Annotated in this window: 22 protein-coding genes, 5 tRNA genes and 1 other annotated feature; all 27 genes read left to right on the plus strand. The window is 38.1% G+C overall.

What is annotated here, in order from left to right:
• The first annotated feature begins 1 nt into the window (after window position 1).
• The 27 genes from gltX to rpoC all read left to right on the plus strand — a co-directional run bounded on the left by gltX (window position 2) and on the right by rpoC (window position 26,730).
• A complete protein-coding gene (gene gltX, locus SUCMO_RS0102280) occupies window positions 2–1,459 on the plus strand; it encodes a glutamate--tRNA ligase (protein WP_019878819.1) in 1,458 nt (485 codons plus the stop codon).
• Window positions 1,460–1,477: 18 nt separating this feature from the next.
• Entirely contained in the window at window positions 1,478–2,917 is a 1,440-nt protein-coding gene (cysS, locus tag SUCMO_RS0102285; RefSeq protein WP_019878821.1) for a cysteine--tRNA ligase, read from the plus strand.
• Entirely contained in the window at window positions 2,902–3,399 is a 498-nt protein-coding gene (locus tag SUCMO_RS0102290) for a Mini-ribonuclease 3 (RefSeq protein WP_019878822.1), read from the plus strand. Before cysS ends, SUCMO_RS0102290 begins: the two co-directional genes overlap by 16 nt.
• 148 nt (window positions 3,400–3,547) lie before the next feature.
• Complete coding sequence (locus SUCMO_RS0102295; RefSeq protein WP_019878823.1) at window positions 3,548–4,879, plus strand: FAD-dependent thymidylate synthase; 1,332 nt, start codon at window positions 3,548–3,550, stop codon at window positions 4,877–4,879.
• A 28-nt stretch (window positions 4,880–4,907) separates the two neighbouring features.
• Complete coding sequence (gene rlmB, locus SUCMO_RS0102300) at window positions 4,908–5,651, plus strand: 23S rRNA (guanosine(2251)-2'-O)-methyltransferase RlmB (RefSeq protein ID WP_019878824.1); 744 nt, start codon at window positions 4,908–4,910, stop codon at window positions 5,649–5,651.
• A gap of 6 nt (window positions 5,652–5,657) precedes the next feature.
• Window positions 5,658–6,188, plus strand: coding sequence for an NYN domain-containing protein (locus SUCMO_RS0102305; protein ID WP_028953838.1), 531 nt, complete (start codon window positions 5,658–5,660; stop codon window positions 6,186–6,188).
• 84 nt (window positions 6,189–6,272) lie between these two features.
• Window positions 6,273–6,986, plus strand: coding sequence for an RNA polymerase sporulation sigma factor SigH (gene sigH, locus SUCMO_RS0102310; RefSeq protein ID WP_019878826.1), 714 nt, complete (start codon window positions 6,273–6,275; stop codon window positions 6,984–6,986).
• 619 nt (window positions 6,987–7,605) lie between these two features.
• Complete coding sequence (gene brxF, locus SUCMO_RS10205) at window positions 7,606–8,073, plus strand: BREX-3 system P-loop-containing protein BrxF (RefSeq protein WP_019878827.1); 468 nt, start codon at window positions 7,606–7,608, stop codon at window positions 8,071–8,073.
• Between the two features lie 14 nt (window positions 8,074–8,087).
• Window positions 8,088–9,176 carry a 6-phosphofructokinase gene (locus SUCMO_RS0102320; RefSeq protein WP_019878828.1) on the plus strand — a complete coding sequence of 363 codons (1,089 nt, stop codon included), beginning with the start codon at window positions 8,088–8,090 and terminating at the stop codon, window positions 9,174–9,176.
• 238 nt (window positions 9,177–9,414) lie between these two features.
• Window positions 9,415–10,950 (plus strand): diguanylate cyclase domain-containing protein, encoded by a 1,536-nt coding sequence (locus SUCMO_RS10905; protein ID WP_019878829.1) that lies wholly within the window; start codon window positions 9,415–9,417, stop codon window positions 10,948–10,950.
• A 108-nt stretch (window positions 10,951–11,058) separates the two neighbouring features.
• Window positions 11,059–11,865: an undecaprenyl-diphosphate phosphatase gene (locus tag SUCMO_RS0102330; protein ID WP_019878830.1), complete on the plus strand. Its 807-nt coding sequence runs from the start codon at window positions 11,059–11,061 to the stop codon at window positions 11,863–11,865.
• 195 nt (window positions 11,866–12,060) lie between these two features.
• Complete coding sequence (locus SUCMO_RS0102335; protein ID WP_019878831.1) at window positions 12,061–13,377, plus strand: hemolysin family protein; 1,317 nt, start codon at window positions 12,061–12,063, stop codon at window positions 13,375–13,377.
• Between the two features lie 179 nt (window positions 13,378–13,556).
• Window positions 13,557–13,632 (plus strand) — tRNA-Thr (locus SUCMO_RS0102340).
• 31 nt (window positions 13,633–13,663) lie between these two features.
• Window positions 13,664–13,748 (plus strand) — tRNA-Tyr (locus tag SUCMO_RS0102345).
• A 30-nt stretch (window positions 13,749–13,778) separates the two neighbouring features.
• Window positions 13,779–13,854 (plus strand) — tRNA-Met (locus SUCMO_RS0102350).
• A gap of 9 nt (window positions 13,855–13,863) precedes the next feature.
• Window positions 13,864–13,939, plus strand: a tRNA-Thr gene (locus SUCMO_RS0102355).
• Window positions 13,940–13,966: 27 nt separating this feature from the next.
• A tRNA-Met gene (locus SUCMO_RS0102360) sits at window positions 13,967–14,043 on the plus strand.
• Between the two features lie 209 nt (window positions 14,044–14,252).
• Window positions 14,253–14,402: a 50S ribosomal protein L33 gene (gene rpmG, locus SUCMO_RS0102365; RefSeq protein ID WP_019878832.1), complete on the plus strand. Its 150-nt coding sequence runs from the start codon at window positions 14,253–14,255 to the stop codon at window positions 14,400–14,402.
• A gap of 51 nt (window positions 14,403–14,453) precedes the next feature.
• Window positions 14,454–14,672: a preprotein translocase subunit SecE gene (gene secE / locus SUCMO_RS0102370; protein WP_019878833.1), complete on the plus strand. Its 219-nt coding sequence runs from the start codon at window positions 14,454–14,456 to the stop codon at window positions 14,670–14,672.
• A 68-nt stretch (window positions 14,673–14,740) separates the two neighbouring features.
• The gene (gene nusG, locus SUCMO_RS0102375) at window positions 14,741–15,277 is read left to right on the plus strand and encodes a transcription termination/antitermination protein NusG (protein WP_019878835.1); all 537 of its coding nucleotides are present in this window, start codon (window positions 14,741–14,743) and stop codon (window positions 15,275–15,277) included.
• 13 nt (window positions 15,278–15,290) lie between these two features.
• Window positions 15,291–15,716: a 50S ribosomal protein L11 gene (gene rplK / locus SUCMO_RS0102380; protein WP_019878836.1), complete on the plus strand. Its 426-nt coding sequence runs from the start codon at window positions 15,291–15,293 to the stop codon at window positions 15,714–15,716.
• A gap of 67 nt (window positions 15,717–15,783) precedes the next feature.
• Window positions 15,784–16,485, plus strand: a complete 702-nt coding sequence (gene rplA / locus SUCMO_RS0102385) for a 50S ribosomal protein L1 (RefSeq protein WP_019878837.1) — start codon at window positions 15,784–15,786, stop codon at window positions 16,483–16,485.
• Between the two features lie 12 nt (window positions 16,486–16,497).
• Window positions 16,498–16,686 (plus strand) — a sequence feature (ribosomal protein L10 leader region).
• Window positions 16,687–16,707: 21 nt separating this feature from the next.
• Window positions 16,708–17,241 carry a 50S ribosomal protein L10 gene (rplJ, locus tag SUCMO_RS0102390; protein WP_019878838.1) on the plus strand — a complete coding sequence of 178 codons (534 nt, stop codon included), beginning with the start codon at window positions 16,708–16,710 and terminating at the stop codon, window positions 17,239–17,241.
• Between the two features lie 105 nt (window positions 17,242–17,346).
• On the plus strand, window positions 17,347–17,721 hold the full coding sequence (gene rplL / locus SUCMO_RS0102395) for a 50S ribosomal protein L7/L12 (protein ID WP_019878839.1): 375 nt from the start codon (window positions 17,347–17,349) through the stop codon (window positions 17,719–17,721).
• Between the two features lie 131 nt (window positions 17,722–17,852).
• A complete protein-coding gene (locus SUCMO_RS0102405; RefSeq protein ID WP_019878841.1) occupies window positions 17,853–18,593 on the plus strand; it encodes a sulfite exporter TauE/SafE family protein in 741 nt (246 codons plus the stop codon).
• A 414-nt stretch (window positions 18,594–19,007) separates the two neighbouring features.
• Window positions 19,008–22,733 (plus strand): DNA-directed RNA polymerase subunit beta, encoded by a 3,726-nt coding sequence (gene rpoB / locus SUCMO_RS0102410; protein ID WP_019878842.1) that lies wholly within the window; start codon window positions 19,008–19,010, stop codon window positions 22,731–22,733.
• Window positions 22,734–22,767: 34 nt separating this feature from the next.
• The gene (gene rpoC / locus SUCMO_RS0102415; protein ID WP_019878843.1) at window positions 22,768–26,730 is read left to right on the plus strand and encodes a DNA-directed RNA polymerase subunit beta'; all 3,963 of its coding nucleotides are present in this window, start codon (window positions 22,768–22,770) and stop codon (window positions 26,728–26,730) included.
• Window positions 26,731–26,865: the final 135 nt, after the last annotated feature.

Genomic DNA, 26,865 nt, shown 5'->3' on the forward strand with positions numbered 1-26,865 from the left:
AATGGAAAAAATGCGTGTACGTTTTGCCCCTAGTCCAACAGGACCATTTCATATTGGTGGAGCGCGTTCAGCACTCTTTAATTGGTTGTTGGCCAAAAAAACTGGTGGCGATTTTGTGTTACGAATTGAAGATACAGATCGAGAACGCTCTAGCCAAGAGTCGGAAGATAATATCAAAGCGGCTTTAAAATGGTTGGGCATGGACTGGAATGAAGGGATTGATGTAGGCGGTGCTTATGGCCCTTACAAACAAACTGAACGCTTAGAAACTTATCGACAATATGCGCAACAATTAGTTGCGGCAGGCAAAGCTTATTATTGCTATTGTAGTGATGAGGAATTAGAGGCGCAACGCCAAGCGTTTACTGATAAGGGGGAAACTCCACGTTATGCGGGCGTTTGCAGCAATCTAACACCAGAGCAACAAGCAGAGTTAGCGGCTCAAGGTCGTAAACCAACGATTCGCTTTAAGGTGCCAGCTAATCAAGATATCGTGATTGCCGACTTAGTACGTGGCAATGTTGTCTTTGAGTCTAATGGTATTGGTGATTTTGTAATTGTGAAATCCGATGGAATTCCTACCTATAATTTTGCGGTAGTTATCGATGATGCGTTAATGAAAATTACGCATGTAATTCGCGCTGAAGAACACCTATCTAATACGCCACGCCAAGTGTTAATATATCAAGCATTACAATTACCTTTGCCAGTTTTTGGGCATATTTCTTTAATCTTAGGCAAAGATCGTACAAAAATGAGCAAACGTCACGGGGCGACTTCGGTAGATCAATATCGTCAATTGGGCTATTTGCCACAAGCTTTGGTGAATTTCTTAGCGCTGTTAGGCTGGGCTCCAAGTGGCGAGCAAGAGTTGTTTAGTACAGCAGAATTGATTCAAGAATTTTCGATGGAACATGTTGCCAAAAATCCTGCTGTTTTTGATGTAGATAAATTAAATTGGATTAACCAACAGTATATTCGGGCTTTAAATCCGGAGGAATATTGTACTTGGAGTATGCCTTATGTAATAGCTGCGGGCTATGCAACGGAACAAGAAAGTCCAGAACGTTTAGCCTGGCTTAAAAAAGTAATTTTGATGTCACAAGAATATATAACTTATCTTAGCCAAGTGCCAGAACAAATTTCTATGTACTTTACGGATGAATTTGAATTTGAAAATGCCGAAGCACAAGCTGTGTTGCAAGAAGATACAGCGACGGCGGTGATAGAATTATTTTTAGAAAAACTACAAGCTGCGGAAACTTTGGAAGCGGCGGCGGTACAACAAGCTTTAAAAGCCACGGTAAAAGAAACTAAATTAGGCGGTAAAAAAGTATATATGCCAATTCGTGTGGCTTTAACAGGCAATATGCATGGGCCTGATTTAACCCAAATTATCCCTTTATTTGGCTTGAACAGAACAATTGAGCGCATAAATGGTAGCATGAAAAAAATATAAGCTTTCGGAGGTGCTTTGATGGCGTTAAAAGTATATAATACCTTGAGTAAACAAAAAGAAGTTTTTGAGAGTGTTCAACCAGGCAAGGTAAATATGTATGTTTGTGGAGTTACTCCTTATAATCATCCGCATATTGGTAATGCTCGCCCCTTTGTTACTTGGGATGTATTTCGCAGATATTTAGAATTTTTGGGCTATGATGTTACGCACGTACAAAATTTTACCGATGTTGATGATAAAATAATTAATAAAGCTAATGAACAAAAAAGTAGCTGGGATAAAGTATCGGGTGAATATATTCAAGCTTATTTTGAAGTTATGGATAAATTAAATGTAAAACGGGCTCATGTTTATCCTAAGGTATCTACGCATATGCAAGAAATAATTGCTATGGTAGCTACCTTAATCGAAAAAGGTTTTGCCTATGAACTTGAGGGTGATGTATATTTTAAGGTAGAAGCTTTTGCGGATTATGGTAAACTTAGTGGTCGCAGCTTAGAAGATATGCAAGCGGGAGCGCGGGTTGATGTTGATACGCGCAAACAAAACCCGATGGATTTTGCGCTGTGGAAAAGTGCTAAGCCTGGCGAACCATCTTGGTCTAGCCCTTGGGGAGCTGGTCGACCTGGTTGGCATATTGAATGTTCCGCAATGTCCACAAAATATTTTGGTGGTAGCTTTGATTTTCATGGCGGGGGTAGTGATTTGATTTTCCCACATCATGAAAATGAGATTGCACAATCCGAGGCTTGTACCGGTTGTGTGCCGTTTGTGAAATATTGGTTACATAACGGTTTTATAACAGTAAATGAAGAAAAAATGTCTAAGTCCTTAGGTAATTTCTTTTTAGTGCTTGATATTTTGCAACATTACCGTCCGGAAGTAGTGCGTTTCTTTATTTTGTCTACGCATTATCGTAGCCCGCTAGATTTTAGTGATGCCCGCTTGACAGAAAGCACTAAAAGTTTAGAACGGTTGGAAATCGCGCAAGGCAATTTGCTGGAGTTACAAACTTTAACTGGAGATTTCTTAAGCACTGAGGCACTGACTTATGAAAAAATTACCGCGGAATTGCGCCGTGAATTTTTAGCGGCCATGGATGATGATTTTAATACGGCTTTGGCAATTAGCCATTTGTTTGCTTTAGCGCGAGAAATTAATAAATACAAGCAAGAAGTTGAGAATGGGAAGCCGGTTGATGGTAAAGTGGTAGATCTATTGGCTAAAACTTGGCAACTCATGACAAGTATTATTGGGGTGTTAGAACACAACACTACGACTGTAGCCACTGAAGAACAAGATGCTTTAGGTAAATTAGTAGAAAAAATGATTGCTTGCCGGGCTCAAGCAAAATTAGAGAAAAACTATGCACAGGCAGATGCTATTCGTGATACCTTGCAGGCCGCAGGCGTTATTTTGGAAGATACTCGTCAAGGAGTACGGTGGAAAAAAGCGTGAAATTCGAACAATATAAAACTTTAAAACAGCAACTACTTACAACTATGGATTTACCACAAGTGGCTGCAGAACAACAAATTGCGACGATGCATCCTTTAGTGTTGGCGTATATTGGTGATGCTGTTTTTGCGTTGTATGTAAGGTTGCGGTTACTCGAAAGAGAAAAAAACAAGGTACGGGTTTTGCATGACGTAGGTGCTAAGATGGTTTCGGCCGTAATGCAATCACATGCTTTTGATAAACTCGCAGAAACGCTTACGGAGACCGAACAGGCTATAGCTAGAAGGGGTCGCAATGCCAAATCTACTGTGCCTAAAAGCGCCTCAGTGCGTGAGTATCGCCAAAGTACAGCGTTGGAAGCATTGTTTGGCTACTTGTTTTTGCAAGCTGAGTATGAACGCTTAGACGAATTATTTGCACAAGTGTTTAGCGCAATTGCTGAAAAAATGGTTGCCGACGAACAAGAAAAAAATAAGAAATAAGAAATAAGAAGAATACTCGTTGTATATGCACGGCATTATAGAACGAGTATTTTTTTAGGAAACGGTAGCTGTTTGCAGAATTGTGCGGCTGTTATATAATAGATAGCGGTGATTGTGTTTTACGATAATACCTAACGGAGGTAAATTCATGAAAATAGAAAACTTTGAGGCAACTGGTTTAGAAAAACTAGCTAAATGGTTGCAAGCTAATAACATCAACAGCTTAAGTGAGCCTGATTTAAGAGAACTACTGAAAACAGTTAATATATCTTTTGTAATGGAAGAATTGAATCGTTTGCAAAGTACTTTGGTTTGCGAGTTGAAAGACTCCTATGTACAGCAAAGCCAGCGTTATGTTACCGTGACAGACCAAGGCTACGTATTGCCACAGTTAGAAGCAACAGATCGCCTTAATGCGGAAAATTTAATTAAAAGAACTTTGGCTTTATATCAACAGATGTCACAAATGAAACAGGGAGAATTTAAAGGACGCCCTAAACTAGAGAATTATGAATATGGTATTCCAATTGAAGATGCACGATATATTTTGCCCTTGGCGGTAAAAACTAATGTTTGTGTAGCTTTGGCTGGCGATAAATTGATAGATTTCGTGAATTTACTAAATAAACCTGATTATCGGTTAATTTTTGCGGATTTGTTAGGGCAATTACTCAAGCTTTTGCCCTCTAGTATTGCGGAATTAGTGCAGCAACATTATCAACAAGTTGATAATAATTTAGTGGGCCAATATTATGCGGCTTATTTGCAGTTGCTTAGCCCAGAAAACAATTTAATATTGTTGGAGACCTTTTCTGATCTTGATATGAAGGTTGGTTTTGGAGCTTTAACTAGTACAATGCAACAGCCACCGAGTGCAGCTATTACTAGATGGGGTGCGGAAGCTCCGCAGAAAGCTCAAGGTGTAGTTGAGCGAGTTTTAAGTTATGGTCATGATAGCATTGCTGAACAAGCGCGAGTTACTGTAGGAATGATGTGTAGCTTGGTTACTTACCATCAGCAACTACGACACCGTTTAACTGCGAATTATCGGGAACCGTTAGAAAGTTTAGTAACAGATTTACAACGCGCCGTAAAAATACCGTCAACAATTGCAACTTCGCCTTTTGCCGAGGAATTTTTGCAATTAGTGGCCGAAATAAAAACTTTTAGAGCTCAGCTTCTGCAAAAATATGATAAGGCAACGGCACTGTTTTTCTTGCTTAATTGTGAACAACTGAAAATAGTGATGTCTACCAACGCACGGGCGGATATTTCAATGTTGGCGGATCGAACTTGTCGGAATGCGCAGTGGGAAATTAGAGAATTGGCTATAAAAAAATTAATTTGTTTGCGGAAACTGTCGCCAGTTTTGTACGAAAAAGCTTTGCCTAGTTGTGTTTGGGGAAAATGTCGTGAAGGTAAGCTAACTTGTGGGCAGCAACTTCAGGTTAGGGAACAATTTAGTAAATTATTAGACTGATAAATTTTACAAATAGGGAAGTGAAAAGATGAGTGAGTTTTTGGCTGGTCGTAACGCCGTATTAGAAGCTTTAAAAAGCGAACGTAGCATTAATAAATTGTTTGTCCAACAAGGGCAAAGTACTGGGAGTATTCGAGAACTGATTGCTTTAGCGCGGGATAAAAAAGTAATGATTGAAGAAGTGAGTGCTAGTAAACTCAATGCTTTAGTGAAAGATGTCAAACATCAAGGGGTAGTAGCGACAGTTGCGCCAGTAAATTATGCAGAGTTAGAAGATGTTTTAGCGTTAGCGAAAGCGAAAAACCAAGCGCCGTTTTTGATTTTGCTAGATGAGTTACAAGATCCCCAAAATGTTGGGGCGATTTTACGGACAGCCAATATTGCGGGTGCGCATGGGGTATTAATTACTAAACGGCGGAGTTGTCCTTTGACAGGCACAGTGGCTAAAATTTCCGCTGGGGCAATTGAGCATACACCAGTGGTACAGATTGGCAATGTGGCTCAAACTTTAGAGCAATTGCAAAAACAGGGTTTGTGGGTAGTTGGCGCTGATATGGATGGAGCAGCAGATTATTTTGCTAGTGATCTTACGGGCCCGATTGTTCTGGTTATTGGGGGCGAAGGTAAAGGGTTAGGTCGGTTAGTTAAAGAAAAATGTGATATCTTAGTGAAAATTCCAATGTTCGGTCAAATTACTTCTTTAAATGCCTCGGTAGCTTGCGGAATTTTGGCCTTTGATATTGTTCGACAACGCCTTTTGGCTAATAAGTAGGGTGTAATGTTAGGAGCGGAGTACTTGTTTATTGATGGTTATAACGTCATCAATAGCTGGAAACAATTACAAGAGTTGCAAATTAAAAGCTTAGAGCATGCGCGGGAAAAATTAATTACAATGATGGCGAGTTATGTTTCGTTTAAGGGTTTTAAATCGACTATAGTTTTTGATGGTCAAGGGATAGTGTTACCTGGAGTAGCGCCAGTGCAAAAAATAAGTCAACAGCTACAAGTTGCATTTACGCAAGATGGTTTAACAGCGGATTCCTATATTGAAAAAGAGGTCTATGAGCTTTTGAAGTTGAAAAAAGTTGTGTTTGTAGTAACCAATGATTGGGCGGAGCAACAGAATATTTTAGGAAGTGGTGCTTTTCGATTTTCCGTGCGAGAACTTAAAGAAGATTATGCGCGCGCTCAACTAGATATTAAACAACGAGCGTCTGGTAAACATGGTTTAGCGCGGAATGAACTAGCGGGACGGATTAACAGTGGTGTACTTGCGAAACTAGAACAAATGCGTCGTGATAAGAACTAGGAAATAAGACTTGTAATAACTAAGGCGCTATTATATAATCTAGTAACAAGATAAAGAATGTCGGGTTTGGTTGGAGGCGATCTAATGCAAAATGAATTTCAACGAGAAAGTTTTGCTAGCTTTGAAGATATGACAGACGAGGAAATTGTCTTAGATGCAAGGCTAAATGATAATATAATTGCCCAAGAGTACCTACTGAGCAAATATAAAAATTTTGTGCGGGCTAAAGCACGAAGTTATTTTTTAATTGGTGCAGAAAAAGAAGATATTGTGCAAGAAGGCATGATTGGTTTATATAAAGCAATTCGAGATTTTAAAAGCGAAAAGCTATCTTCTTTTCGGGCTTTTGCGGAACTTTGTGTAACGCGTCAGATAATTACAGCGGTTAAAACGGCGACTCGTCAAAAACATATTCCGTTAAATTCATATATTTCTCTGAATAAGCCAATCTATGAAGAAGAATCAGATCGGACTTTGATGGACGTGGTAACAAATACACGCGAATCAGATCCAGAGGAAATTTTAATTAATCAGGAAGATTTTTTAGATATCGAAGATAAGATGAATCAGGTTTTGAGTGATTTAGAGTGGCAAGTATTAATTAGTTATTTAGATGGCAAATCGTATCAAGAAATCTCTTTGGAGCTTAATCGACATGCAAAATCGATTGATAATGCTTTGCAACGTGTGAAAAAGAAAATTGAGAAATTTGTAGTTGGACAAGATAGTGCGAATAAATTAGATTTGCATGGTGCTTGTAAGGGTATTGTAGGTATGAAGAAAAAAGCTAGCGGTTAAAAAAATAATAGAAATGCGAAGATGGCAAATTTGGCTGTTTTCGCATTTTTTTTGTTGCAGCCTATAGGTTTGAAAAATAAGTTATAATCAGTTAGACAGTCCCGCGAAAGAGAAGAACGAATTTCTGAGAAATATATTCAAAAAATAAAAAAAGAAATGTTGGGTCCGCTAGAGTATGGTTTGGATATTTTTGGAGGAAAGTGGAAGTCGCGGTTTTGCTTAAGCCTGCAGACACATCTTTGGTGAAAAGCTTGTAATTTACGCTTAAATGAATTATTATAAGCAAAGTGTGTTAATATTCCCGAGATTTATAATTAAACAAGGCGTTTGGTGGAAACGCCTTGTTTAAATTAAGTATATGAACTAAGTGCTTAGGTAATTAAAAATTTATTCTTGCTTTTTGGTTTAAACAAAGGTGACTATTTATAACTGGATTAAGCGGTTTTATTGCTTAATCCAGTTTGCGTTTTAGTGCAAATTATTAGCACAGCGCCTTTAGGGTGGAAAATATTTTGTAGTTAATTTTGAAAAATTAAAAGGAGTTTTAACACTATCGTCGAATTACTTAATTAAATAACTAAGGCTGTAAAGCTGAAATTTAAGTAAGGGGATGAGTGCAATGGCTAATTTAAAAGAAGATTTAGTGTCATGTGTAAAACAACTATCTGGTGTAAAAGAAAAGCTTGTGATAGTAACTGGTAAACCAGGCAGTGGCAAAAGTCAAGTATTGCGTGATTTAGCAGGAACTCAGCGGTGGCGGTATGTAGATTGTCGTGATTTGGTAAGCGTACATGATTTATACGGTGTATTACCGACTGAGAAAAATGCTAAAGCTGTAGAAGCAATGCAAAGTATTTTAAATAATTATAATGCTGATGTTTTAATGTTAGACCGAATCCAAACCTTATTTAACCCAGAATTAGGAATTGATGCTTTACAAGTAATTAAAAAAGTCAGTGAAGAAAAACCGTTGATTGTTGCTTGGCCAGGATATTATGAAAACGAACAATTGAATTTTAAAAAGGAACATAGTAATCAAATAATAAGTTATAATGTGCAGGGAGTGCAAACATTCTCTTTGGACTAGAAATGAGGGATAAAATGGGAGAAAAGGAAAGTGTAGCAATTTTAACAGGAGGAGGAGATTGCCCAGGCTTAAATGCGGTGATTCGCGCAATTGTTACGAGTGCTTTGCAAGCCGGTTTAAATATTTATGGGATTCGCGATGGTTTTGGCGGCTTGATTGAGGATAAATTTAAATTGTTACAATTGGAAGATGTTGCGGATATCTTGGCTCGGGGTGGAACAATCTTAGGAACTACTAATCGAGATAATCCTTTTCATTATGCTGTGCATACAGCTAAGGGTATTGTTTTTGAAGATCGACATCAAGTTGTTATAGAAAATTTGCGTAAGCACAATATTAAAATGTTGTTCACGGTCGGCGGCGATGGTAGCTTGAAGATTGCCTCCGAACTAGCAAAAGTTGGGGTGCAAGTAATTGCCGTACCGAAAACCATTGATAATGATATCAGTGGTACGGAACGAACTTTTGGCTTTGATACAGCAATGAGTGTTGCGGCGGAAGCGCTAGATAGATTAAAAACTACAGCGGATTCTCATCATAGGGTGATGGTCTTAGAAGTTATGGGCCGTTATGCAGGCTGGATTGCTTTGCATGCGGGCGTTGCCGGCGGAGCGGATTGTATTTTAATTCCGGAGATACCTTTTGAACGCGAGAAGGTTTTTGCGGCAATCGAACAACGCCGTCGAGCTGGCAAAAAATCAAGTCTGGTTATTGTAGCTGAAGGGGCAACAGAAGTAGGAGGAGAACTGACTGTAGCTCGTTTGGTGGAAGATAGTTTTGAGAAAATTCGTCTAGGCGGAGTGGGTAATAAGGTTGCGGAGATGATTGAGCAGGCCTTGAAAATTGAAAGTCGCTGTACGGTTTTAGGCTATTTGCAAAGAGGGGGAACGCCTACGCCTTATGATCGAGTTTTGGCAACTAGATATGGGGTGGCCGCTTTTGAAGCCTATCAGCAAGGCAAAACCAATGTTTTGGTGGCTTTACGCGATGATGCCATAGTAACTGTGCCAATTGATTGTGTGGCCGATAAACCTCGGTTTGTGGATATTGAGGGTGAATTGGTACGCTTTGCGAGAAAACTAGGGATTTGCTTAGGCGATTAGTGTATAGTTTAAATGCTGAAAAGCTAATTTTAAGCTTTGCTTGAAATTAGCTTTTTTTATGTGCTAAAAATGCTGGAGTTAAGAAGCTGACGATAATCTAAAACTAGAAGTTGATTGTAAAGCAACTAGTTTTAGATTATTGTGGACAAATGTTCTATTTGATATAATATTAAGAAAATACTAAAATTAGTGGCGGACTTTGTCAGCGGAAAAATTTGTTTAAAAGGAGGGGAACACGGTGCGGCTAGGCAATCGAAAAATGATTGTAACAATGTTAAAACAACGCTATATTTTAGCTTTGGGCATTATTGTAATAATGTTAATCTTAGGTGAAGTTATGTTGCAACGCGCCCTGAAATTTGAACAAGATGATTCGCGGGTGATTAATATTGCTGGACGGCAACGAATGTTGAGCCAGAAAATTAATAAAGCTGCTCTGGGGTTATACTTTAGTAGTGATAGTGCTCAGCGGGAGATGTATCATTATGAAATATATACAGCTTTGAGCTTGTGGCAACAATCGCATCAAGGACTACAACAAGGCAATAAAAGTATGGGTTTACCAGGTGATAACAGCTCTAAAGTGCAAAAAATGTTTGCGCTTATTGAACCTAATTATCAAATTATGGTTGAGACGGCTCAGAATATTTTAGAACTAGGTCCAGAATATAGTTTAGAAAAACATCGCCAGCTATTTGCTTATTTGCAGATTATGCAAGCGAACGAAGGTGACTTTTTGCGGGGGATGGATGCCATTGTTTTTCAATACGACCAAGAATCACGTGATAAAATTGGCGAAATAAGGTCGTTAGAATGTTTAATATTATTGGTGGCCTTGATTACCGTTTGTTTGGAATTTATCTTCATTTTCCGACCAACTTGGGAGCAGGTCGGTTTAGCTTTACGAGAGGTAGAAATTAGTCGGAGAAATTTATTTAAAATTTTTGAAACGGCTCCAGCAGCGATGTTGTTTGTCGATATTGATGATTGTAAAATTGTTAGGTTGAACAATCTAGCGAAAAATTTACTGAAAAATGCGCTAGCGGCAAGCCAAGATATGAATTTTGCGCATACTTTAAATTTATCTCCAGAGCAATTTTCCCAGCTGTGGGAAAAGATAATTGCTGGTGAAATTTTAGAAAATGTGGAAGTTGAATTGTTGGATAAGGAACACCGTGGCAGAGTGGCCTTGCTTTCGGCTAATATAATTAGTTATGAAGAAAAATATGGTGTACTTATAGGCTTAGTAGAGATAACGCCGCAAAAAGAAGCTGAGGAGATTTTGCGGAAATATGCCAGTATTGATGATATGACAGGCTTGATGAACAAAAGGTCGGGGCTGAATTTTTTGGAAAATGCTTTGGAAAATCGCAGTAGCGAGCCTTTGAGCGTGGCCTTTATTGATGTTGACGGTCTTAAATATGTAAATGATACTTATGGGCATGAGGAAGGCGATGCCTACATTCGTCAAATTGCGAAAGTTATTCGGGGCAATTTGGGGAGCCATGATGTGGTTTTTCGTTATGGTGGCGATGAATTTGTTTTGATTTTGGATAATTGTGCGCGAGCAATAGCTGAAGTAGTTTTACAGCGTATTGTGCAAAAACTAGAACGCTTAAATGCACAAAGTACTAAACCTTATGCTTGGCATATAAGCTATGGGATTGCTGAATATGGGGAAATTACCAATGAAGATCTTAAAAGTATTTTGGCCCGTGCTGACCAAGAAATGTATCTGCAAAAAAGACAAAGAAAACAGGCCCAGAAAAAATAAGTAATAGTTAATGGAGGAGTATTTAAGGAAAAATGCGGGAAGCGCTTGTGAATATTCGCTATCTAAAGTATAATTAAATAGTTGTTTTTTAAAATTGGGGGTATGAAAATGAGTGACACTTTGATAGCGATAATAATCGGGATTGTAGAAGGATTAACAGAATTTATTCCTGTGTCTTCGACGGGGCATATGATTTTGGTGGGAAACTTAATCGGCTATAATGATGAGGCGGCAAGTGTTTTTGAGGTTTTCATACAATTAGGAGCGATTTTGGCGGTAATATTTTTTTACAAAGATAAGTTTCAGCGGTTTTTTACAGCCGAGGCTTGGGATAAAAATAATAGTTTGAGTGTTTGGCATGTAGCAGCGGGGATTGTACCGGTAATGGGAATCGGGTATTTGCTACATAAACCCATAAAAATGTATTTGTTTTCTCCGTATACAGTAATCATTGGCTTAATTGCAGGCGGGGTAATGATGCTGTTGGCAGAGCGCTTTGGGGGAAGAAAACATACAGAAGATGTTATGCAAATTACTTTAAAGCAAGCATTTTTTGTCGGCTTATTTCAAATTTTTGCGTTATGGCCAGGTTTTTCTCGCTCGGGCTCTACGATTTCTGGAGCGCTGTTTATGGGGATTTCGCGCAAGGCAGCGGCTGATTATTCTTTTATAATTGCAGTACCGTTGATGTTTGTGGCTTGTATTTATGATTTACTAAAGAGTATGCATGCTCTTTCGGGAAATGATTTATATATGATTAGTGTAGGGTTTGTGGTAGCGTTTTTAGTATCTTATGTAGCCATAGTTTGGTTTTTAAGATTTTTAAATAAATCCAGTTTGGCAGCCTTTGCCTACTATCGTTTTGCTTTAGCGGCTTTATCTTACTGGTATTTCACTTGCAAGTTAATAAAATAGTTTTGCTAATAATATGTTGTAATGTCTAGTTTTGCCACTAAGCATTACAACATATTTTCATATAATTGCTGGTGAATAATTAGCGGTAATTATTATGATAAAAGTTGAAAAAATTCATAGGATGTGCTATTCTGCAAAAAAAAGTAGCTGGAGGTTGATTCTAGCTATATTATAGAAGAAAATGGAGGCTAAATTTTGACTACAGAAATTTTATTATTGATTGCTCTGATTATGTTGAATGCTTTTTTTGCCGCCTCAGAAATTGCGTTGATTTCTCTAAATGATAACAAGATAAAATTATTAGCTGCTGAGGGGGATATAAAAGCTGGAAAATTGGTTAAATTATTAAGTGAACCGAGTAGATTTTTAGCAACAATACAAATCGGGATAACTTTGGCGGGCTTTTTGGCGAGTGCCTTTGCCGCCGAATCTTTTGCTACGCCGTTGTTAGAGTTTTTGCAAAAATATAATTTGCCGGTAAGTGCGTATATATTGAAAGTTGCAGTTGTCCTTTTGATTACTTTGATTTTGTCATATTTCACCTTGGTTTTAGGCGAATTAGTGCCCAAAAGAGTTGCGATGAAGAAAGCGGAAAGTATTTCCTACATGGTAGTTGAACCACTGCTATTGCTACTAAAAATAGCCAGCCCTTTTGTGAAATTTCTTACGGTATCTACTAATTTTTTTGTGCGGTTATTAGGTATAGACCCGCAGTCGGTTGAGGATGATGTTACTGAGGAAGAAATAAGAATGTTAGTTGATGTTGGTGAAGAAAAAGGGACCATTCACAAATGGGAAAAAATGATGATTAATAATATCTTTGAGTTTAATAATAAAACTGTTGAAGAAATTATGACGCATAGGATTGAATTGGTAGGTGTTAAGGCCGATATAAGTTTGACAAAACTATTGGCTACAATAAATAAAGAACAATTTTCGCGTATTCCGGTGTATGAAAACAATTTAGATAATATTATTGGTATGGTTTATATCAAAGACTTGATTGCTCTAGTGGCAAAGTCGGATTTGGAAAACTTTAAGGTCCGAGATTACATGCGCAAACCATTTTTTGTTCCTAGTAAGAAAAATATTGATGAAGTTTTTGAAACCATGCGGATAGCTAAGGTGCATTTGGCGATTGTAATAGATGAATATGGCGGAACAGCCGGGATTGTAACCATGGAAGATTTGTTAGAAGAGATTGTGGGCAATATTTTTGATGAGTATGATAGCGAAAACGATTTGGAGTTCAAAGAATTAGAGGCGGGTTTGTACGAAGTAAATGGGTTGATTAGCTTAAATGAGTTGAGTAGAGTATTGGAAATGGAACTACCTACTAAAGAATATGAGACTTTAAATGGCTGGTTAATTGGCATTTTAGGAGAAATACCGCCTAAAGATAGTACACGGGAAGTAGTATTTAAGAATTTACAAATTCGAATTTTAGAAGTTACGGAGAAAAAAATAAGAAAAGTATTAATTAGTAAAAATTTAACTCGCGAAACTGAGTAAATAGTAATTGAAAAATTGTCTGGAAAAAGCTTGTGTAGTTAATTTTTAGTGCTATAATATAGAAGTATAGTGCGTAAAATGGCGGATATTTGTTATTTTTAATTTTCCACAGAAAAGTTGTAAAAAAAGTGTTGACATAATATCTCAAATGATATATAATAATTTTTGTCAAGAAAAGCGCTGGTGTAGCTCAATCGGTAGAGCAACTGACTTGTAATCAGTAGGTTGTGGGTTCAATTCCTATCACCAGCTCCAATCTTTTTTTGTTTAAGGTTGATTTTAATATGGAGAGATTCCCGAGTGGCTAAAGGGAGCAGACTGTAAATCTGCCGGCTCCGCCTTCGCTGGTTCGAATCCAGCTCTCTCCACCAATAAATTCATCAACAATTTCATATTGATATCGCGGGGTGGAGCAGTTGGTAGCTCGTCGGGCTCATAACCCGAAGGCCGTAGGTTCAAGTCCTGCCCCCGCAACCAAATGATTTTGCTGGTGTAGCTCAGTCGGCAGAGCGTATCCTTGGTAAGGATAAGGTCACCGGTTCAATCCCGGTCATCAGCTCCAAAACTAAAAAATTAAATTGCTTAATTTGGCGGCGTAGCTCAGTTGGCTAGAGCATTCGGTTCATACCCGAAGTGTCCGCGGTTCAAATCCGTGCGCCGCCACCAAATATATACAAACAAACCTCGATTAGAGGTTTTTATTATTTTAATCGCTAAAATAATATTTTTAAAGGCTAACAAATATTGACATTAATTTTTAATTATGATACAGTATATCAGTAATATTTTATCTAATTACCTATAAGCATATGCTTTTTTTTATGCTAAGATTGTAATAGGGTGATATAAATTTTGTAATAAGTGAGGTGTAGCACATGCGTAATTTAGTAACTATGGCTTGTACAGAATGTAAGCAACGTAATTACCAAACAAACAAAAACAAGAAAAATGATCCGGATCGTATTGAGCTAAACAAATACTGCAAGTTTTGCAAAAAACATACTTTGCACAAGGAAACAAAATAATTACTAGATTAATTGTCGAAAGACGGTTAATTGCAGAGAGGAATGTGACAGATGGCTGATCAAGAGGCTGTAAATACAAGAGGTACTTCACAGTGGAAATACTTTTTGCGTGAAGTGAAAACTGAACTAAAAAAAGTAACATGGCCAACTCGACAAGAGTTAGTAGCCTACACTGCGGTAGTGTTTGTAGCAGTTGTTATTGTTGCCAGCTTGATTTGGGGCATTGACGCTTTGTTTAATGTTTTGTTTCGTTGGATTATGAAGGCTTAACTTAGGTTAAGGTATATTGTTAGTTTAGGAGGATAGGGTAAAGCAGGGCTTTATCTTGATACTATAATATGGAATCAACTAAAAGATGGTATGTAATCCATACATATTCTGGCTATGAAAATCGCGTTACCGCTAACTTAGAGAGAAAAATTCATTCTCTAGGGATGGAAAACGAAATTTTTCGTATTCTAGTACCTATGGAAAATGAAGTAGAAGTTACTAAGGATGGCAAGAAAAAGGTAAAGAAGAAGAAGAAATACCCAGGTTATGTTTTAGTAGAGATGATAGTAACTGACCGGTCTTGGTATGTAGTTCGTAATACCCCAGGCGTTACTGGCTTTGTTGGTTCTGGAACTAAACCAGTCCCACTGAGTGACTATGAGGTTTCGCAACTATTTAAAGATATGGGCATAGAAACTCCTAAGCCGAAAATCAACCTAAAACTTAAGCAAGTAGTTCGCATCACAGATGCTGCTTTTAAAAACTTAACTGGTACTGTTATTGAAATAGATGAAGATAGAAGTCGAGTTAAGGTTCTAGTTGCGATGCTTGGTCGAGACACTCCGGTGGATTTAGATGTATCGCAAGTAGAAAGTATTGATTAAGGAGGTGTAAGAAATGGCAAAAAAAGTAGTTAAAATGGTAAAATTACAAGTTCCAGCAGGAAAAGCTACTCCAGCTCCACCTGTAGGTCCAGCTCTTGGTCAAGCAGGTGTTAACATTATGGCTTTCGTTAAGGAATTTAATGAACGCACTGCAGCTCAAGCGGGATTAATTATTCCGGTTGAAATTACAGTTTTTGAAGATCGTTCTTTTACATTTATCACAAAAACTCCACCAGCTGCTGTATTACTTAAAAAAGCTGCGGGAATTGAAACTGCTTCAGGCGAACCTAACAAGAAAAAGGTTGCTAAATTAGGTAGAGATAAAGTACGCGAGATTGCTGAAAGCAAAATGGTGGACTTGAACGCTGCTAATGTTGAAGCTGCAATGAGAATGATTGAAGGAACTGCACGTAGCATGGGTATTACAATTATTGACTAAGTTGTTGATAACTGTCTGTGCTGTGGGAGGAAAAATCCGTTAGACCACAATTAGGAGGAAAGCTAAAATGGCTAAATTAAGCAAAAAATATCAAGAAGCTTCTAAGCTTGTTGAAGAAAACAAATTATATGACTTGGCAGAAGCAATTGAATTAGTGAGAAAAACTTCTGTAACTAAATTTGATGCAACTGTAGAAGTAGCAATAAAATTGGGTGTTGACCCTAAATATGCTGACCAACAAGTGCGTGGCGCAGTAGTGTTACCACATGGTACAGGTAAAAGCAAAACTGTATTAGTTTTTGCAAAAGGCGATAAAGTAAAAGAAGCGGAAGCTGCTGGCGCTGATTTCGTTGGTTCTGAAGAATTGGTAGCTAAAATCCAAGCTGGCTGGTCTGATTTTGATGTAGCGGTAGCTACACCAGATATGATGGGTCTTGTTGGTAGATTGGGTAAAGTATTAGGTCCTAAAGGTTTAATGCCAAATCCAAAAGTTGGTACTGTTACTCTTGATGTAACTCGTGCTATTAATGAAATTAAAGCTGGTAAAATTGAGTATAGAACAGATAAAGCAGGTAACATTCATGCTCCTGTAGGAAAAGTTTCTTTTGATGAAAGCAAACTTCTAGAAAATGTTCAAACTTTGATTGAAACTCTTATAAAAGTTAAACCATCTGGCGCTAAAGGCCAATATGTTCGCACGATCACTTTGTCTACAACTATGGGACCTGGTGTGAAAGTGAATGCGGTTAAAGCTGTATTGGGTAAATAAAACTGTTATAAGTAAATATAGATAATCAAACTGTAGACAGTAGGTTTAGGAAACTAAGTAAGTATATTTATCGCCTACCGAGGTTAAGCGAAATAACATTTGTTATTATTTGCTTGTGTTTTACTGTCCGTAAGGCTAGTAAAATATTCAGAGTTACTCTGACCTCCGGTTTCCTACCGTGAGGTCTTTTTTGATTATCTTTTAAAAAGGAGGTGGATTTACGTGTCAGTTATTCGTTCTGAAAAACAAGCTGTTGTAGCTGAGTTGAAAGAAAAATTAACTAGTGCTAAAGGTGCTGTGTTGATTGACTTTCGTGGCTTAACAGTTGCTCAAGATACTGTTTTACGTCGTAAAATGCGTGAAGCTGGTGTTGAATATCGCGTAATAAAAAATACTTTAACTGCAATCGCAGCTAAAGAAGCTGGTATTGAAGGGTTAGATACTTATTTAGTAGGCACTACTGCAATTGCAATGTCTTCTGCAGACCCAGTTGCCGCAGCTAAAATCGTTAGTGAATTTGCTAAAGATAAAGAGTATAAAAACTTTAAAATTAAAGCGGGTATTGTTGAAGGTAGTGTAATCGATGCAAATGGCGTTAAAGCTCTTGCAGATTTACCATCACGCGAAGTGTTGCTTTCGAAATTACTTGGCAGCATGATGTCGCCAATCAGCGGTTTTGCTACAGTTCTTCAAGGAACTATTCGCAACTTCGTTTATGTGCTTGATGCTGTTAAACAACAAAAAGAATCTGCATAATAATTTTATATGCGAGTTTCTTGTTTCCTAAGGGTTATTACGACTGGTGACAGTCTGATAAAAATATTAAAAAATAAAAAAACAAAATTTTTGGAGGTATATATAATGAATAAAGAACAAATTATGGAAGCCGTTAAGGCAATGACAGTATTAGAACTTTCTGAGCTTGTAAAAGCTATGGAAGAAGAATTTGGTGTATCTGCATCTGCTCCAGTAGCAGTAGCAGCAGCTCCAGTAGCAGCAGCAGGTGGCGCAGCTGAAGAAGAAAAAACTGAATTCGACGTAATTCTTGCTAACGCTGGCGCTAGCAAAATCAACGTAATCAAAGTTGTTCGTGAAGCAACTGGTCTTGGCTTAAAAGAAGCTAAAGAAGTAGTAGATGGCGCTCCTAAAGCAGTTAAAGAAAAAATTTCTAAAGCTGATGCAGAAGCTCTTAAAGCAAAACTTGAAGAAGCTGGCGCAACTGTTGAAATTAAATAATTTAGCCAAAGCTAAATTAAAACCCGTATGCAAAGAAATTTGCATACGGGTTTTTGCTTGTCTAAAGCGAAAATTTGCGATACAATAGCAGTAATTGAACAGTGAAAATAAATAGTCAAAAGGAGTAGGCGATGTTTGTTGATATCTATGTTTTTTGCGTGATTTTATTTTCGAATTTTTTACAGACAACTACTGGTTTTGGCTATGCAATTGTGACGACACCGCTATTGGCCCTGGTGTTGCCAGCCAAAGAGAGTGTGATGTTAACGATGTTAACGGCTTTGATTGCGCGGTTGTCGATGTTAAAGCTGGTTAGTGGCGCGGGTAGTTTCAGGGATATTAGGCCATTGTTATTTACTGGGCTTATTGGTTCGGCAGTAGGAGCTTATACTTTGGCTGCGATTAATGAATACTGGCTAAAAATTTTTATTGCGATTATTTTATTATTTACGGCTTGGGGCTTGTGGAAAGAGCGGCGGATTGAAATTAAACACCCTAAACGGATAGAGCGCTTAGTCGGAGCCTGTTCGGGATTTTTGGGCTCGACAACTAGCATTAATGGACCACCGATAATTATGTATTATTTAAATGCCGGTATGGCTGAAGATAAGGCGTTATTTAGAGGACATTTAACACGATATTTTTTAGTAATGAATGTTATTGGCGTAATTTTAGCTTTTGGTTTTGGTACAATGCAGGTTGGTTCGCTGTGGAAATTTGTCTTGTACTCTCTGCCAGCACTGTTTTTTGGCCTATATTTTGGTGAAAAACTTTTTCAACGTATTAATGCTCAAGCTTTTAAACGGATGACCTTGTTGATGGTAGTTTGTAGTGCGGTGTTGATTTTAGCAAATGCAGCGAATGTAAAATAAAAATTACTCAAGCAGCAATTGATAATTGACAATTGATAAAGCTAGTCACATATTATTTTACCCAATTAAAAATTAAATATTAGAAGAAACGGAAAATAACGAAGAAAATTATGGTTGCGAAAAAAAGTGCTTTGCTCAATTAGAGTTTTGAGCCTGTTTTAGACCTTTTGGCTAAAAATGAGAGAAACTAAAAAAGCTTGCAATTTATTTTTTTTCATGGTATAATACAAAACTAGACTGGTATTACTATGGTTATAATCAAAATAATAACTTAGCGGTTAAGTATTGTTTTTATTTATAATGCAATCCGTTGTTCAACAAGATAAGCAAGGAACTTATGCTGATAAAGTAAGCCCTTGCTATTTTCGTCTTTACAGATAAGAAAATTTAAAAATAAACTTAAGAGGTGGTTATATGTTCAAGCCAGTTCCAGTTGGTAAGAGAATGCGTTATAGCTATGCAAAGATTAAAGAAGTTCTCGCCATGCCGAACTTAATTGAAATTCAGAAGAATTCCTACAAATGGTTCTTAGAAGCCGGTTTACGCGAAAGCTTTAAAGAAATGTCCCCAGTACAAGATTTTGCGGGCAACTTGGAATTGAGCTTTGAGGATTTTCAAATTGGAACTCCTAAGTATAGTGTTGAAGAATGTAAAGAACGCGATGCGAGTTATTCTGCGCCAATAAATGTAAATGTTCGTTTATTGTATAAAGAAACTGGTGAAATTAAAGAATCGCGCGTATTTATGGGTGACTTGCCTTTAATGACTGATACTGGCACTTTTATTATTAATGGAGCTGAACGGGTTATCGTAAGTCAGCTAGTTCGTTCTCCTGGTGTTTATTACACACAAACGAAGGATACTACTGGTGATAATCTTTACGGGGCGACAGTAATTCCTGGTCGTGGTGTTTGGATTGAATTTGAAACGGATGCTAATGGGGTTATTTATGCACGAGTAGATAGAGCGCGCAAATTCCCGTCTACCTTGTTGTTAAAAGCTTTAGGTTTAGCAAGCAATGGTGAAATAGCTGCATTTTTTAACAATGACCACCGTGTACAAGCGACTTTAGAGAGAGATCATACTAATTCTCGTGAAGAGGCATTAGTGGAAATTTATAAACGCGTTCGTCCTGGTGAGCCTGCAACTTTGGAAAATGCGCAACAATTGATTGAATCAGTGTTTTTTGATAGTAAAAAATATGATTTATCGCAAGTTGGTCGCTATAAATTAATTAAAAAACTAGGGTGGCGGAAACGTTTACTGAATAAAGTTCTCGATGCGCCATATATTGATAATCAAACGGGTGAGGTAATTATCCCCGCCGGTGTAGAAATTAGCAAAGAAATGATTGCTGAATTAGATGAAGCGGGCGTGTTTAGTGATCCAAGTATTAAAGAATTTAAAATTCGCAAAAAAGAAAAAGTAGTTAAAATGCTGTGTATTGGCGATACTTCCTATACACAAAGAACTTTAATGGTAGAAGATGTTTTTTCTGCCTATAACTATTTGTTAAATATTATGGATGAAGTTGGCAATACTGATGATATCGATCATTTGGGGAATCGTCGCTTACGTTGTGTAGGGGAATTGCTGTATGGACAATATCGTAGTGGCTTAATGCGTATGGAACGAGTTATTCGGGAACGGATGGCTGTACAAGACATTGAGCAAGTATCACCAAATGCGTTGATTAATATTCGTCCTGTGGTAGCAGCGGTTAAAGAATTTTTTGGTTCCAGCCAATTATCACAGTTTATGGATCAAACTAATCCTTTGGCTGAACTTACACATAAACGTCGTCTTTCTGCACTTGGGCCTGGTGGTTTGAGTAGAGAACGCGCCGGTTATGAAGTTCGGGACGTACATCACTCCCATTATGGTCGGATGTGCCCAATTGAAACACCAGAAGGACCGAATATTGGTTTGATTGGTTCTTTATCAACATTTGCGATTATCAATGAGTTTGGCTTTATGGAAACTCCATATCGTTTAGTTGATAAAACAACCAATAAAGTTACCGATGAAATTGTTTATTTAGCAGCGGATGAAGAAGATGAATTCTATTGCGCACAAGCTAATGAACCACTCAATGAAGATGGTTATTTTAAAGATGATAAGATTACGGTACGTTATCGTCATGATATTTTATCAGTGCCAGTAAAACGTGTTGACTTTATGGATGTTTCGCCTAAACAGGTTGTTTCTATTGCAACGGCACTAATTCCTTTCTTGGAAAACGATGATGCGAATCGGGCTTTGATGGGTGCGAACATGCAACGTCAAGCAGTGCCATTACTTAGAACTCAGGCGCCATTAGTTGGTACAGGTATTGAGTATAAGGCGGCAGTAGATTCTGGAGTTTGTATTTTAGCTAAAAATGAAGGGGTAGTTGAACGCGTAACTAGTGATGAAATTCATATTCGTACGGATTTCGGCGCTTTGGATCGTTATAAATTGTTAAAGTTTAAGCGTTCTAACCAAGGAACATGTATAAATCAACGCCCAATTGTTTATAAAGGTGACCGAGTAGTTAAAAATGAAGTGTTGGCAGATGGTCCAGCAACTGATGGTGGCGAATTAGCGCTAGGCTATAATGTGATCGTAGCCTTTATGCCTTGGGAAGGTTATAACTATGAGGATGCGATTTTGCTAAATGAAGATTTAGTAAAAGCCGACGTATTTACTTCGATTCATATTGAAGAATATGAGTGTGATGCGCGTGATACTAAATTGGGACCAGAAGAAATTACTCGCGATATCCCTAATATTGGTGATAATGCCATAAAAGATTTGGATGAACGTGGGATTATCCGTATCGGTGCGGAAGTTCGCCCTGGTGATATTTTAGTAGGTAAAGTAACTCCAAAAGGAGAAACAGAACTTACGGCGGAAGAGAAGCTTTTAAGAGCTATTTTTGGTGAAAAAGCCCGGGAAGTACGTGATACTTCACTGCGCGTACCACATGGTGAAGCTGGTAAAATTGTTAATATAAAAGTATTTAGTCGCGAAAATGGTGACGAGTTGCCACCAGGGGTAAACGTACAAGTGCGCGTATATATCGCTCAAAAACGTAAAATCTCTGAAGGGGACAAAATGGCGGGTCGTCATGGTAATAAAGGGGTTGTGTCGCGGATTATGCCGCGCGAAGATATGCCGTTTTTACCAGATGGTCGACCAGTACAAATTGTACTAAATCCTCTAGGGGTACCAAGTCGGATGAATATCGGACAGATTCTGGAAACTCATTTAGGTTGGGTAGCAGCAACTTTAGGAATGCAAATCAAGGCTAGTGAGCTAGGTATTGCCGAAAAACTTGATGAACTTGGTTATGATATGGATAAATATGGCATGCCAATTCCTGACAAAGCTGGTATTCACATTGCTACACCAGTATTTGACGGTGCGCATGAAACTGATATTTTCCGTGGGTTAGAGCTAATCGGTCGTGATCCAGATGGTAAAACTGTGCTCTATGATGGTCGAACCGGGGAACAATTTGATAATAAAGTAACTGTTGGTTATGTATATATGCTGAAATTACATCATTTGGTTGATGATAAAATTCATGCGCGTTCTACAGGCCCGTACTCTCTAGTTACACAACAACCGTTGGGTGGTAAAGCTCAATTCGGTGGACAAAGATTTGGAGAGATGGAAGTTTGGGCACTGGAAGCTTATGGTGCTGCATATACGCTACAAGAGTTGTTGACTGTTAAATCTGATGATGTTGTGGGCCGTGTAAAAACCTATGAAGCAATTGTTAAAGGTGAAAACGTGCCAGAACCAGGAGTACCTGAGTCCTTTAAAGTACTTATCAAAGAATTACAAAGTATCGGCTTAGATATTAAAGTGCTAAATGAGGATGAAGAAGAAATTCCTATTGGGGATAATGAAGATGATGTCGAACCAGTTAAAGATATAGAAATACCAGGAGCAGATTTGCCAGTGTTCGAATCGCATCGTCATATGCCGAAAAAGGTTGAAGAAAAAGAAGCTGTTGAAGAAGTTAGCTTGGAAGAAGAGCATGAGCCAGAGGATTTAGAAGATCCTCTATATGATATAAATAATTTTGATGAAGATGTTGTTGATGAACATGTTTTCACGACAATTAATGATGATGACGACGAGCTATTCTAAGTAATTATCCTAAACAGAAGGGAGCGAGCTACTCTTGTTAGATGTAAATAATTTTGATTCTATGCGTATCGGCCTTGCTTCTCCAGAGCAAATTACAAAATGGTCATTTGGAGAAGTGCGTAAGCCAGAAACAATAAATTATCGGACTCTGAAGCCGGAACGGGATGGTCTGTTTTGCGAAAAGATTTTTGGACCCACAAAGGACTGGGAGTGTCATTGTGGTAAATATAAACGTGTGCGTTATAAAGGGGTAGTCTGCGATCGTTGCGGTGTTGAGGTAACTCGCTCGAAAGTGCGTAGAGACCGGATGGGTCATATTGAATTGGCTGCGCCAGTTTCTCATATCTGGTATTTTAAAGGTATTCCAAGCCGGATGGGTTTAATTTTAAACTTATCACCACGTTCTTTAGAACGCGTATTATACTTTGCTTATTACATAGTTCTTGACTCAGGAGAAACCCCCCTAGCTAAAGGCAGTTTGTTAAGTGAGCAAGAATATAGTGAAGCACGTGATAAATACGGTGAAAGTTTTGTTGTGGGCATGGGTGCTGAAGCAATAAAACAACTCTTGAAAGAAATTGATTTAGGTACTTTGGCGGATAGCTTAAGAGAAGAATTAAAAGAAGCAACTGGTCAAAGAAAAGTTAAAGCAGTTCGTCGCCTAGAAGTTTGCGAAGCCTTTAAAAAATCCGGTAATCGTCCAGAATGGATGATTATGGACATAGTGCCGGTAATTCCACCAGAGCTAAGACCAATGGTACAATTAGACGGCGGACGTTTTGCGACTTCTGATTTAAATGATTTGTATCGTCGGGTAATTAATAGAAATAATCGTTTGAAAAAATTATTAGCGCAAGGTGCACCGAACATTATTGTGCGTAATGAAAAACGGATGTTACAAGAAGCAGTAGATGCTTTAATTGATAATGGTCGTCGGGGTCGCCCGGTAACAGGACCGGGCAATCGTCCGCTTAAATCTTTATCAGATATGTTAAAAGGTAAACAAGGACGTTTCCGTCAAAACTTACTAGGTAAGCGGGTTGACTATTCTGGTCGTTCGGTTATCGTAGTTGGTCCAGAACTGAAAATGCACCAATGTGGTTTGCCGAAGGAAATGGCTTTAGAATTATTTAAACCGTTTGTAATGAAAAAACTGGTTAATAGCGGTCAATCGCCCAATATCAAAAATGCTAAACAACGGGTAGAACGAGCTAATGCAGAAGTTTGGGATGTTTTGGAAGATGTTATTAAAGAACATCCTGTTCTATTGAACCGCGCCCCCACTTTGCATAGACTAGGTATTCAAGCCTTTGAACCGATTTTATCAGAAGGTCGGGCTATCAAAATCCACCCATTGGTTTGTACAGCTTATAACGCCGATTTCGATGGTGACCAAATGGCGGTACATGTACCGTTGTCAGCTGAAGCGCAAGCGGAAGCACGCTTACTAATGTTGTCAGCGCACAATATTTTGGCACCGAAAGATGGTAAACCTGTAGCTGTTCCATCTCAAGATATGATTTTGGGAGCTTACTATTTAACAATTATTCGGGATAATGCTAAAGGTGAAGGTACTTGTTATACAGGTATTAATGAAGCCTTATTAGCTTATCATCACCAAGAATTACATTTGCAAGCACGGATTAAAGTTCGTATTCCTAATAAGGAAATTTATGGTCATCCAGACCAAGAAGGTCGTACTTTAGTAAATACAACCGTGGGTAATGCAATTTTCAATGAAGTATTACCTCTAGAATTAAGATATTTTTACCAAAAAAATGGCGAATGGCATTTGGAAAAATTAGTAGGTAAAAAAGAATTGGGCGAGTTAGTCGCTAAATCTTTTAAACTATTTGGCAATACGCGTACTGCTTCTTTGTTAGATGATATTAAAAAAATGGGCTTTGCTAATGCGTGTCGCGCTGGTATTACTATTGCGGTATCGGATATTAAAGTTCCAGAGCGTAAAGCCGAAATTTTAGCAAGAACTGAAGTGGAAGTAGATCGTACGGAAGGTTTATTCCGTCGAGGTTTGCTTTCTGAAGATGAACGCTATAAAACAATTATTAAATTGTGGACAGAAACAACTCAAGAGATTACTGATGAATTGATGCAAAGCACGCTTGATGCTTTCAATCCAGTATATATGATGGCCAACTCTGGAGCGCGTGGTAATAAGCAACAGATTCGTCAGTTAGCAGGTATGCGTGGTTTGATGGCTGATCCATCAGGTCGAATTATCGACTTACCAATCAAAGCGAACTTCCGTGAAGGGTTAACAGTATTGGAGTACTTTATATCTACACATGGGGCTCGTAAAGGTTTGGCGGATACGGCGCTAAGAACTGCCGATTCGGGTTACTTAACACGTCGTTTGGTTGACGTAGCTCAAGATGTAATCGTGCGTGAAGATGATTGTGATGTAACTACTTTTGATCTAAATAAAGCAAAATCAAAATTGCGTAGGGTGGAAACTGGTTGCTCGGCTGGAAAATTAGAGGAAATTCTTACGGGTCGTAATTTAGCTCAAACTATTGTAGACCCTGAGACAAATGAAGTTATAGCTGAGGCTGATAGCATTATTGATGCGACGGTTATTACTGCGGTTGTTGAAAAACATATTTTAGCAGTTGTTGTTTATGCAAAAGACAGTGAAGATGCCAATGCTACTGAAACTATTATTTGCAATGTGCCGATGGATAAATTGAATAAAATTCTTAAAGCCGATATTATGTATCGCGTAGGTAACTACCCATTAGAGGAAGATGTGCGTGATGCTAATGCTCAAGTTGTTTTCGCTAAAGGGACAGTTGTAGATGAAAATGTAGTGGATACTATCTTAGCAAGTGATGGTGTGTCCACAATTAAAGTTCGTAATGATGAAATTGTCGGTATTGAAGTTAGTGTAATAACAGATGAGAAAGATGAAAAAACTGTTATCGTACCGCTTAAAGACCGTCTAGAAGGTAGAACTTTAGCTGAAGATATTTGTGATCCAGAGACTGGTGAAGTTTTGTTCAAATGTAATAATTTAATTACTGAAGATGATGCAGCGGCAATTGCTAAATTGAAAAAAGTTGTTCTCATTCGTTCAGTATTAAATTGCAAATCTAAATATGGCGTATGTAAAAAATGTTATGGTAAAAACCTAGCTACTGGACAAATGGTAGATATCGGGGAAGCTGTAGGTATTATCGCGGCTCAATCTATCGGTGAGCCTGGTACACAGTTGACAATGCGTACCTTCCATACTGGTGGGGTTGCTGGGGACGATATTACCCAAGGTCTACCTCGTGTCGAAGAATTATTTGAAGCGAGAAAACCAAAACGGGCGGCTGTTTTAGTTGAACAAAGTGGTAAGGTTAATGTTACTACTGATCCAAAAGGTAATAAACGAATTCTTGTTACTGATGAGAATAAGGAAGAGCATGCTTATCAAATCCCATATGGTTCTAAGTTGCACGTAGAAACTGGCGATATTGTTAAAATTGGTGATCGTTTAACTGAAGGATCTAAAAATCCACATGATGTATTGCGTTTGAGCGGTATGAAAGCAGCTCAAGAATATATTGTGGGCGAAGTACAACGTGTTTATAAATCTCAAGGGGTTGAAATTAATGACCGCCATCTAGAAGTAATGGTGCGTCAAATGATGCGTAAGATTAAGATTGAAGAAGCTGGCGATACCGAAATGTTACCAGGCGAGCTTATTGACATTAATGAATTTAATGAAGCGAATAAGCTAGTTATGGAACGTGGTTTAGAACCAGCCCAAGGTCGTGGCGTAGTCCTAGGTATTACCAAAGCGTCCTTGGCGACAGACTCTTTCTTATCAGCAGCTTCATTCCAAGAGACAACGCGCGTATTAACAGATGCGGCAATTAAGGGCAAAATTGATCCATTGTTGGGTCTAAAAGAAAATGTTATTATCGGTAAACTTGTACCAGCAGGAACTGGGATGAGTCGTTATCGCAATATAAACATTAGACATAATTAAGCAAGCTCAGAAATTGTAGGCTTGAAGTTTGTTTAGGAAAAATAAAAAACAGCTCCAATCAAATTAATTTGATTGGAGCTGTTTTTGCTTTAGGGTACGGGAAAAACCATATACTCAATGTTTGAGCAAAAGTAC

Source organism: Succinispira mobilis DSM 6222, assembly GCF_000384135.1.
Classification (GTDB): Bacteria; Bacillota; Negativicutes; order Acidaminococcales; family Succinispiraceae; genus Succinispira; species Succinispira mobilis.

Coding starts and splice junctions, on each gene's coding strand:
- secE (WP_019878833.1), top strand. CDS start 14,454: ATGGCTGATCAAGAGGCTGTAAATACAAGAGGTACTTCACAGTGGAAA.
- SUCMO_RS0102330 (WP_019878830.1), top strand. CDS start 11,059: ATGAGTGACACTTTGATAGCGATAATAATCGGGATTGTAGAAGGATTA.
- rplL (WP_019878839.1), top strand. CDS start 17,347: ATGAATAAAGAACAAATTATGGAAGCCGTTAAGGCAATGACAGTATTA.
- SUCMO_RS0102305 (WP_028953838.1), top strand. CDS start 5,658: ATGTTAGGAGCGGAGTACTTGTTTATTGATGGTTATAACGTCATCAAT.
- nusG (WP_019878835.1), top strand. CDS start 14,741: ATGGAATCAACTAAAAGATGGTATGTAATCCATACATATTCTGGCTAT.
- cysS (WP_019878821.1), top strand. CDS start 1,478: ATGGCGTTAAAAGTATATAATACCTTGAGTAAACAAAAAGAAGTTTTT.
- SUCMO_RS0102405 (WP_019878841.1), top strand. CDS start 17,853: ATGTTTGTTGATATCTATGTTTTTTGCGTGATTTTATTTTCGAATTTT.
- rpmG (WP_019878832.1), top strand. CDS start 14,253: ATGCGTAATTTAGTAACTATGGCTTGTACAGAATGTAAGCAACGTAAT.
- SUCMO_RS0102295 (WP_019878823.1), top strand. CDS start 3,548: ATGAAAATAGAAAACTTTGAGGCAACTGGTTTAGAAAAACTAGCTAAA.
- rlmB (WP_019878824.1), top strand. CDS start 4,908: ATGAGTGAGTTTTTGGCTGGTCGTAACGCCGTATTAGAAGCTTTAAAA.
- rplA (WP_019878837.1), top strand. CDS start 15,784: ATGGCTAAATTAAGCAAAAAATATCAAGAAGCTTCTAAGCTTGTTGAA.
- SUCMO_RS0102320 (WP_019878828.1), top strand. CDS start 8,088: ATGGGAGAAAAGGAAAGTGTAGCAATTTTAACAGGAGGAGGAGATTGC.
- gltX (WP_019878819.1), top strand. CDS start 2: ATGGAAAAAATGCGTGTACGTTTTGCCCCTAGTCCAACAGGACCATTT.
- rplK (WP_019878836.1), top strand. CDS start 15,291: ATGGCAAAAAAAGTAGTTAAAATGGTAAAATTACAAGTTCCAGCAGGA.
- brxF (WP_019878827.1), top strand. CDS start 7,606: ATGGCTAATTTAAAAGAAGATTTAGTGTCATGTGTAAAACAACTATCT.
- rpoB (WP_019878842.1), top strand. CDS start 19,008: ATGTTCAAGCCAGTTCCAGTTGGTAAGAGAATGCGTTATAGCTATGCA.
- sigH (WP_019878826.1), top strand. CDS start 6,273: ATGCAAAATGAATTTCAACGAGAAAGTTTTGCTAGCTTTGAAGATATG.